This is a genomic window from Streptomyces sp. NPDC058086 (genome assembly GCF_042885015.1).
Taxonomy (GTDB): domain Bacteria; phylum Actinomycetota; class Actinomycetes; order Streptomycetales; family Streptomycetaceae; genus Streptomyces.
This window is the reverse complement of the sequence record NZ_JBHVST010000208.1, coordinates 1-7,486: the sequence shown is the minus strand read 5'-3', so window position 1 is coordinate 7,486 and position 7,486 is coordinate 1. Positions and strand designations below refer to the sequence as shown.

General features: G+C 67.2%; 7 protein-coding genes. 3 read left to right on the top strand and 4 right to left on the bottom strand.

The annotated features are described in order from the left end of the window. Nucleotides 1-49: 49 nt before the first annotated feature. Complete coding sequence (locus ACFVWD_RS56525) at nucleotides 50-1,753, bottom strand: NB-ARC domain-containing protein (protein ID WP_389606850.1); 1,704 nt, start codon at nucleotides 1,751-1,753, stop codon at nucleotides 50-52. Nucleotides 1,754-2,457: 704 nt separating this feature from the next. Here ACFVWD_RS56525 and ACFVWD_RS56520 point away from each other — a divergent pair. Next, the gene (locus ACFVWD_RS56520; RefSeq protein ID WP_389606849.1) at nucleotides 2,458-2,622 is read left to right on the top strand and encodes a hypothetical protein; all 165 of its coding nucleotides are present in this window, start codon (nucleotides 2,458-2,460) and stop codon (nucleotides 2,620-2,622) included. A 277-nt stretch (nucleotides 2,623-2,899) separates the two neighbouring features. Here the strand turns inward: ACFVWD_RS56520 and ACFVWD_RS56515 are convergent, their stop codons facing one another. Then, nucleotides 2,900-3,304 carry an FKBP-type peptidyl-prolyl cis-trans isomerase gene (locus tag ACFVWD_RS56515; RefSeq protein ID WP_389606848.1) on the bottom strand — a complete coding sequence of 135 codons (405 nt, stop codon included), beginning with the start codon at nucleotides 3,302-3,304 and terminating at the stop codon, nucleotides 2,900-2,902. A gap of 895 nt (nucleotides 3,305-4,199) precedes the next feature. On the opposite strand from ACFVWD_RS56515, the gene ACFVWD_RS56510 reads away from it, so the two are divergent. Continuing rightward, nucleotides 4,200-4,400: a DUF4158 domain-containing protein gene (locus tag ACFVWD_RS56510; RefSeq protein ID WP_389606847.1), complete on the top strand. Its 201-nt coding sequence runs from the start codon at nucleotides 4,200-4,202 to the stop codon at nucleotides 4,398-4,400. A gap of 28 nt (nucleotides 4,401-4,428) precedes the next feature. Here ACFVWD_RS56510 and ACFVWD_RS56505 read toward each other — a convergent pair whose 3' ends face one another. Together ACFVWD_RS56505 and ACFVWD_RS56500 are read right to left on the bottom strand one after the other, a co-directional pair. Then, the gene (locus ACFVWD_RS56505; protein WP_389606845.1) at nucleotides 4,429-5,115 is read right to left on the bottom strand and encodes an SDR family oxidoreductase; all 687 of its coding nucleotides are present in this window, start codon (nucleotides 5,113-5,115) and stop codon (nucleotides 4,429-4,431) included. Then, complete coding sequence (locus ACFVWD_RS56500; RefSeq protein ID WP_389606843.1) at nucleotides 5,112-5,765, bottom strand: hemerythrin domain-containing protein; 654 nt, start codon at nucleotides 5,763-5,765, stop codon at nucleotides 5,112-5,114. Before ACFVWD_RS56500 ends, ACFVWD_RS56505 begins: the two co-directional genes overlap by 4 nt. Before the next feature lie 110 nt (nucleotides 5,766-5,875). Here ACFVWD_RS56500 and ACFVWD_RS56495 point away from each other — a divergent pair, with 110 nt between their 5' ends. Then, nucleotides 5,876-6,517, top strand: a complete 642-nt coding sequence (locus ACFVWD_RS56495; RefSeq protein ID WP_389606841.1) for a TetR family transcriptional regulator — start codon at nucleotides 5,876-5,878, stop codon at nucleotides 6,515-6,517. Nucleotides 6,518-7,486 lie beyond the last annotated feature (969 nt).

Here is a 7,486-nt window from a genome sequence, read left to right as displayed (position 1 = left end):
TACCGCTTCGTGTACTTGCTTCCCACCTGGTGCTACTTCCTCTGGAACCTCAGATCCCAGTCTCCAGGTGTCCACGATCAAGGGGAAGGCCCAGCTTGGCGACCGCGGCTGTCTGCGGGTTGCCGTTCCCGGCGGCGAGGGCCAGGGCTTCCTGGGCGTGCCGCTGGGAGGCCGTGTAGTTGCCCTGTATGCGGAAGATCTCGGCGAGATTGGCATGATGCACGGCGCGACTCGGAGCGTAATCCGTGTGGAAAGTCAGGGCTGTGGAGGCGTGATGGAGGGCTTCCACGATGCGGCCGGATCTGGTGCAAACCTCAGCAGAGTCGTTCCAGGCGGCCGCGAGTCCCCGGGCGAAGCCAATCCGATCGAACTGGATCTTCGCGGAGTTGAACTCTTCCAGTGCCGCGTCCAGGTCTCCTATGTCCATTGCGATGAAGCCGAAACACATGTGGCACATTCCCCGCCCGAGCGGATGGTCGCGTGCCTCGGCTGCACGTAGTCCAGCTTGGTTGGCGGCGAGCGCGCCCCCGGCCGAGCGGTGGGCATCGAAGTTTGCGCGCAGCGCGTGGGCCAGGTGCCAGGCGAAGGGGGCGGGCCCATACTCCGAGACGTGGATGGCCGCTGTGATGAGATTCGCGTGTTCGGCGGCGAGCCACGCCTGGGCGTCGTGCGGGCCGGAGAATGTCTGCGGAGAACCGGTCAGCGGGAACTCGTCGGGGAACAGGACCCAGCCGTTCGGCATGATGATCCTGTTGGCGGCATCCAGGCTGAGCAGGTACCAGGACAGCAGCCGATGCAGTGCGGGCTCGCGCGTTTCCTGCGGCTCGGTGTCCGCCAGTTGCTTTGCGTACAGCGCCAGCAGGTCGTGGCTGCGGTAGCGTCCCAGAATCGGCTCGGACAGCAAGTGCGCCGCCAACAGCTCGTCGAGCTCCAACACCGGCGCCGACAACTCGCGGCCGAGCAGGACGGCTGCCGCCTCGCGGCTCGCTTCCGGGCCCGGGATCACTCCCAGGAGGCGGAACAGGCGTTGTGTCTCCACCGAAAGAGAACGGTAGGAGAGATCGAAGGCCGCCGCGACCGCGCTCTCCGGGTCACCGACCACCTGCAGCCGTGCCAGCAGATCCGTACCACCCAGTTCGGCAACCGTGCCTGCCAAACTCTGCGCGGGGCGGGCCGCCAGGTTGGCGGCGGCGATACGGAGAGCCAGCGGCAGATGGGCACAAAGCTCGGCCAGCTCTTCGGCGCCCCCCAGCTCCGCGTCCACGCGGTCCCGGCCCAGCTGGACCGACAGCAGCTCGAGGGACTCCGCAGCCGGGAGGATGTCCAGCGAGATCCGAGCCGCGCCCTCGCGGACAACCAGACCTGTCAGGGTGTCACGGCTCGTCACCAGGGCGTGGCAGTCGTGGCCGCTGGGCAACAGTGGGCGAACGTGCGCCACGTCCAGCACGTTGTCCAGAACTACGAGCACCCGCCGGTTGGCCAGCACCGACCGATACAGGCCCATCTGCAGGTTCAGGTCCAGGGGGATCCGCTCACCCGGCACCCCCAGGGACTGCAGCAGCAACGACAATGCCTCGGAGGCGGTGAGCGCGGGATCGGTGGCGTGTCCGCGTAGGTCGAGATACAGCTGGCCGTCCGGGTAGTGGGCAGCTACCTGGTGTGCCCAATGCACGGCGAGCGCCGTCTTGCCGATGCCGGCCGTGCCGGTGATCACGGTGGCGGGCGCGTCCCGGCGTATCCCGGAGAGTGCCACGAGGGCGTCGGTGCGACCGGTGAACCCACTGATATCTGGGGGGGAGTTGACGGGGCGTCCAGTCCTCGGCGAGCGGAAGCAAGTGGCTTGTTGGCAGCGGTCCGGCTGCAGCAAGATGGCTGTCACGGGCTCTTGCAGAACGCCACGCCCGCTCCCACTGCGCTGCCTGTACAGCGTTGGCGCCGCAGGCACGCACCAGGGACCGGACCAGTTCCAGTGAAGGAAGGCGCCGCCGCTGCGGATTCAATGCGTCGGACAGTGTGCTAGTGGCCACGCCTGTCCTGCGGTACAGCACTTCGAGCGATGGGTCGCCGGCCCAGAACTTGATCGAGCGCAGGCCGCGGACGAAGTCCGCCACGTCCATGTCGTCCTGGGGCAAGGGGAAGGCATCTACCGGCTTTGGACTCGCCACCTGCGCCCCTCGGCTTCCACGGTGTCGTGTGCGAACGTGCCCATCAGTGTAGGGGCAGCCCTCCTTCAGCCCTCCGTGCCCGTCCGGGTTCGTCCGGGTTCCGCCGAGCGGCTGGCCGGTGGAAGCGTTGAACGTGTGTGATCGCGGTACGGCGATTCAGCAATGCGCACACGGCACACCGTTGGAGAACGCCCACGTTGGCGGCCATCGCCGTTCCTGACGCCGAAAGGCTCTGGACCACCCCAGGAGAAAGGCGAGGAACCCGATGCGAGTCCGCACACGAGAATCAGCTATGGTGGTCGCCGCCTTGATGGGGCTCGACCTGTGGATCCAACAGGAGCTCAACTCCTGGTGCCTGTTGTTCGTCATGCCGACCGTGCTCTTGGAGGACCAGCAGGACGCTTTCACCGCACGTTGCTGCATCGAGGCCATGGTGGCCACGGGGCACAGCCTGTGAAGCTCGCGGACAGATATCCCAGTCTGCTGCGTCCCGCCGTATGGTACGGACCTCCCAGGAGCGCGTCCCCACGTTTGAACTCCGGAGGGGGCTGTGACGGTGAGCGCATTCGACCTCGTCACTGACGGTGCGCCAGGCGAACCACCCCAGTTCGAATCCACCGAACCCGGGGCGGTTCACGCTGCGGAGGCGGAAGCAGGAGCGGCAGCGAGGAGCGCGGCGGCGCCAACCCCGAGGGGCGACGCAGCACGTCGTAGGGGAGGAGCGGCCAGGGTCATTAGGCGTTGCTCCACCCGGTTGTGCTGGAATACGAGTCCAGCAGGTCCACCACGAAGACCAGGGTCGAGCCTGCCGGGATCAACGGCGAGTGCGACTGATTGCCGTAGCCGAGACGCGGGGGAACGATGATCTCGCGCCGACCGCCGACCTTCATCCCCCTCACCCCCCGGTCCCAGCCCTTGATGACCTTGCCACTGCCCAGGGCGAACTTGAACGGCTGGCCCCGGTCCCAGGAGGCATCGAACTCCTTCCCGGACTCGAAGGTCACCCCGACATAGTGGACCCTTACCACCATGCCCGGCTTGACCTCAGCCCCGTACCCGACGACCAGGTCCCGGATGGTCAGCTCGGTAGGAGCGTCACCCTCCGGAACGTCGACCTCGGGCTTCGTCAGTTCACTCATTGCAGCCTCATCACTCTCCGTCGGAAGCCGTCGCACGGACCAGCCGGACACATGGACCCTCCATGCAGCAGATGGTCACGCTACCGAGAATGCCGGCCCCGGGAGCACACCAGATCCAGCGGCCACACGTGATGATCTTTCGCACAGCCGATGAACGCGACCGCCACGCACAGGTCACGCAGTAATCGCCAGAACGAGACGAGGTGCAGACGGCTGTCGGCACATTGCGAGACAGGGCCCTCCACCTTGACTGGAATGCGAAGCCATCGGCGCCCTGTCGGACACCGGATGGAATATCGCTGTCCGCGCCGACTTCGACCAGGCAGGACTGGCGCACGGCGCGCCCTCCTCGCCGCAGGACCGACGGCGGTCGCGTGGCGGATGAGCACAGCCGACTACCTAGCGGCCGTCCCCGAGGGCACCGACGCCCTGCATCTGCTGGATTCGGACGCTCCCTGGGACGAGCACCTGGTACCCGCGATGCGAAAACACCGTGCCGGTCTACGAGGAGGATCTCCTGCCCGCGCTGCTCACCGACATCACTACCGGCGCACCGGGCTCCTTTGCACCGTGAAGCCCTGGCCGACCTTGCCCTGCCGTGGCAGGGCGGAAAAGCGGTCGGTTTGTCCCAGTCACCGATCCTGCTGGCTTATTCCGAGCCCAGCGGGGCTGGCGGCTCGTAGGACGTCGATGCCTGATGGAACGGCCACACGCTCAACCGCACCCGCCTCAGCCACCTTGCCAGCCTCGGCCTCTCCCTCGCCGCGTGGCCGAATGAGCCAGCAGGATCGTCACCAGCCGCAAGCAGCGGTGATCTTGCGAGGCATCCCTCGTGCGGGTGAGGCTGAGGCTGTGCGGCTGGGTGCGTGAGCCCAACCGAGGACGATCTACGAACGTGGCCCGTACCCCGTTGGACCTGGATGAGCTGGTCGAGCACTGGACGCTGCTGAAGGACGAGCAGGCGCTGGTGTCCGGCAAGCGTGGTGCGACGCGACTGGGCTTCGCCGTGCTGCTGAAGTTCTACACGCAGTACGGCCGGTTTCCCGGGAACCGGGCGGAGCTGCCCGGTGAGGCCGTGGAGTTCGTCGCCCGGTAGGTGCAGGTTCCCGCCTCGGAACTGTGGGTCAGGTGGTCAGCAGGCCGCCGTCGATGTACAGGTCGTGGGCGTTGATGCCGGTGTTGCGGAGCAGGAAATCGGTGGCGTCGGCGATCTCGGCCATCGTCACCAGTCGTCCGATCGGTGTCTGGGCCGAGTGCGGTGGGTTGGGTACGTCGCGCCATTTGGGGCTGTCGCCGATCAGGCCCGGATGCAGGGCGTTGACGCGGTGCGGAGCCATCTCCACCGCGAGGGTTTTCACCAGGCCGGTGATTCCGGCGTTGAAGGTGGTGACGACGGTCGAGCCTGGATACGGGCGTTCTTTGGCGAGCCCGCCGAAAAGTACGATGGAAGCGCCTGGGCTCAACCGGTCGCGCAGCACACGGACGGTCTCGGCGTAGCCGACGAGCTTCATGGTCACGGCCGTCACGGCATCAGTGATGTTGAACTGCGCCAGCGTGTTCGCGGCCTGCCCGACCGCGGTGATGACAAGATTGTCGACCTCGGCCACGTCGGCCAACGAGGCGCTGATCGTTTCGGGTTGGGCAAGGTCGAGGGCCAGCCCCCGGACGCCGACGCCGATCCCGGCGGCAATGGTCTCGGCCCGTGCCTTGTCCCTGCTGGTGATGATGACGTCGTCACCGCGGTCTGCGAAGTACTGGGCGATCACTGCGCCCAGGCCGCCGCTGCCGCCGACGATGAGTGTGCTGGTCACGCGATGACCGTCCTTACGTTGTGGGGTGTGTGAAGGCTGTTCAGGGTGGCTTTGGCCTGCTCACGCATGGCCGGCACGAGGGGAAGAACGGCTTGCGGCAGGTTCGCTGTGACCACCGCGAGCTCGGCGGGAGTGCCCACCTGTTCGAAGAAGCCAAGGTTGAGGTGGGCCCCTACGGGCGGGGCCGAGGCGATCACGGCGCGGGAGAACTCGGTCCAGGCTTCATCTGACATGTGCGCTGCCAACGCGGGAAACAGCACCGGTTCCTCGTGCTCAAGGTGCTGGTGCACCAGGTCGCGCACACTGGCTGCCGTGGCGGCCACCGCTGCCCGGTCCGCATCGCCTTGCACGGGAGCGACGGCCAGCGCGTCCAATGCCGCGTCCAGCGCATCGTGTTCCGTGCTGAGTTCGCCCAGCACGGCGCCGGCCACCGGGTCGGCGGCGATCAACTGCGGCCAGAGCACATCGTCTTCGCTCTGGTGGTGATGCCGCAGCGCCGCCACCAGGAAGTCACGCAGTTCGGCCAGTGCGGCCGACGGGGCGTTGTCGCGCTGTGCGGCGTCGGCCAGCAGGGACGTCGCGGCCCGGTGCATCTTGTGCAGTAGCCGCGTCTCGACGATCCCCGCGGACTCCGGCGGATTCGTGCTCACAACAGCCTCCAATCTCAATGACCCTTAATATCCACTTGGATATTAAGGGTACCAGCGGTCAGCGAGGACCCCGGTGGCCGGCACTACAGTGATCAGATGAAGGAGTCGCCATGAACGGTCAGGAAGCGTCCGAGAAGCCACTGCGCACGCGCCGACGGGACCCGGAGGGACACCGAGCAGCGATTCTGGAGGCGGCCCGTCACACCTTCGCCGAGCGTGGTTACGCCCGCACGACCCTCCGCGAAATCGCGCGCCGAGCCGGTGTCACCCACGGTCTGATCACGCGTCAGTTCCAGTCCAAAGAGCGGCTCTTCCTCGCGGCTGTGCCCGGTAACAGCGACCTGGAACGGGTAGTTGCCGGAGACCCGGCGACACTGCCCGACCGGATCGCCCACGCCTTCGTCCAGCGGATGGAGACCGACGCCGTCAACGACCCACTCGTCGCCCTCGTGCGCAGTGCCGCGTCCGACGAGTGTGCAGCCGCTCACCTCCTGGTCGCGATGCAGGAGCACAGTGCCGCTGCGTACCGGTCCGTGCTCTCCCCCAACGCACCGGCAGCGCTCGGCGATGACTTGGACACCCGCGTAGCACTCGTGGGGTCACACATGATCGGAGTGGTCTTCAGCCGGTACATCGCACGAACCGAGCCACTTGCCTCGATGCCACCCGAGCAGCTCACCGAACACCTCACCCGGATACTGCGGCACATCCTCTTCGATGATGCCCCCGCACCTCGGAATCCGCCCCAGTGAACAGGGGCTTCGTCCACGCGGAGGTCCGCGTCGGGGACTACGAGGACATCGCAGCCGATCAAGACATGAACGACAGACGAGTCGGAACATACGCCGAGACAGTTTCGAAGCCCGGGATCAACCAGACGCGCGCCCGCACCTCTGAATCCCCTCTGAACCACGACGGCAAAGCGAAACGGCCGCCACCGTGATCACGAGGTCCATCATCCGGGCGCTGTCGCTGTACGTGACTGCACACGCAGTGACTACCACGGGCTGAGGCAGGCCTACCAGCACGCGGCCAACGCCGCCCAGTGCCGTCGCCAGCTGGTCGAGTACGTCCGGCAGAGCAAGCGGATCCAGACCGCAGTCGCGAGCCATCCGGTCCACCTCAGTGAGCCCGTTACCGGCCCCGGGGGGCGTGTACGCCGCGACGCATACGGCGGCCAGTTGCGGGAGCGGTCCGCCTGCGGCGACGCGGGCAGGTCGAGCCGCACGCAGGGCCCAGCCGGCGGCCCGCCTGCGGTCGGGGCGGGCCGGGGACTGCGTGAGCAGCGCGGCGGAATCCGTCTCGTCAACCAACTTCAGTGCCATCCGCGTACTCGCAGGGGAGATGCTGCCGCAGTCCTGGCCGGGCGCACTCCCCTGAAGCAGTCGTCACGCGCTGCGGAGCCGCTCCGCACGTTCCTTGAGCTGGCCGAGATAGGGGGCTTCAAGGACCCGCCACAGACCTTGCCGAATTCGAGCGCATGGTCACGCAGATCCGTTCGTCTCGCTCCTCCTCCGCGTCGGCTGCTACGTGGGCGACGGCCATGAGCTCGTCGTGTCCTACAAGAGCCAGGGCTTCACCGCGACGCGAGCTTTCCCGGTCGGCGGGGCGAGCTGCCGTGGCCGGGGCGGGGGGGGGGCCCGGGGGGGGGGTTTACCCGCGGCGGTGCCCGCCGGGGGGGGGAAGGGTTTAATTTGGGGGGGGCTGGGGGGCCGGCGGCC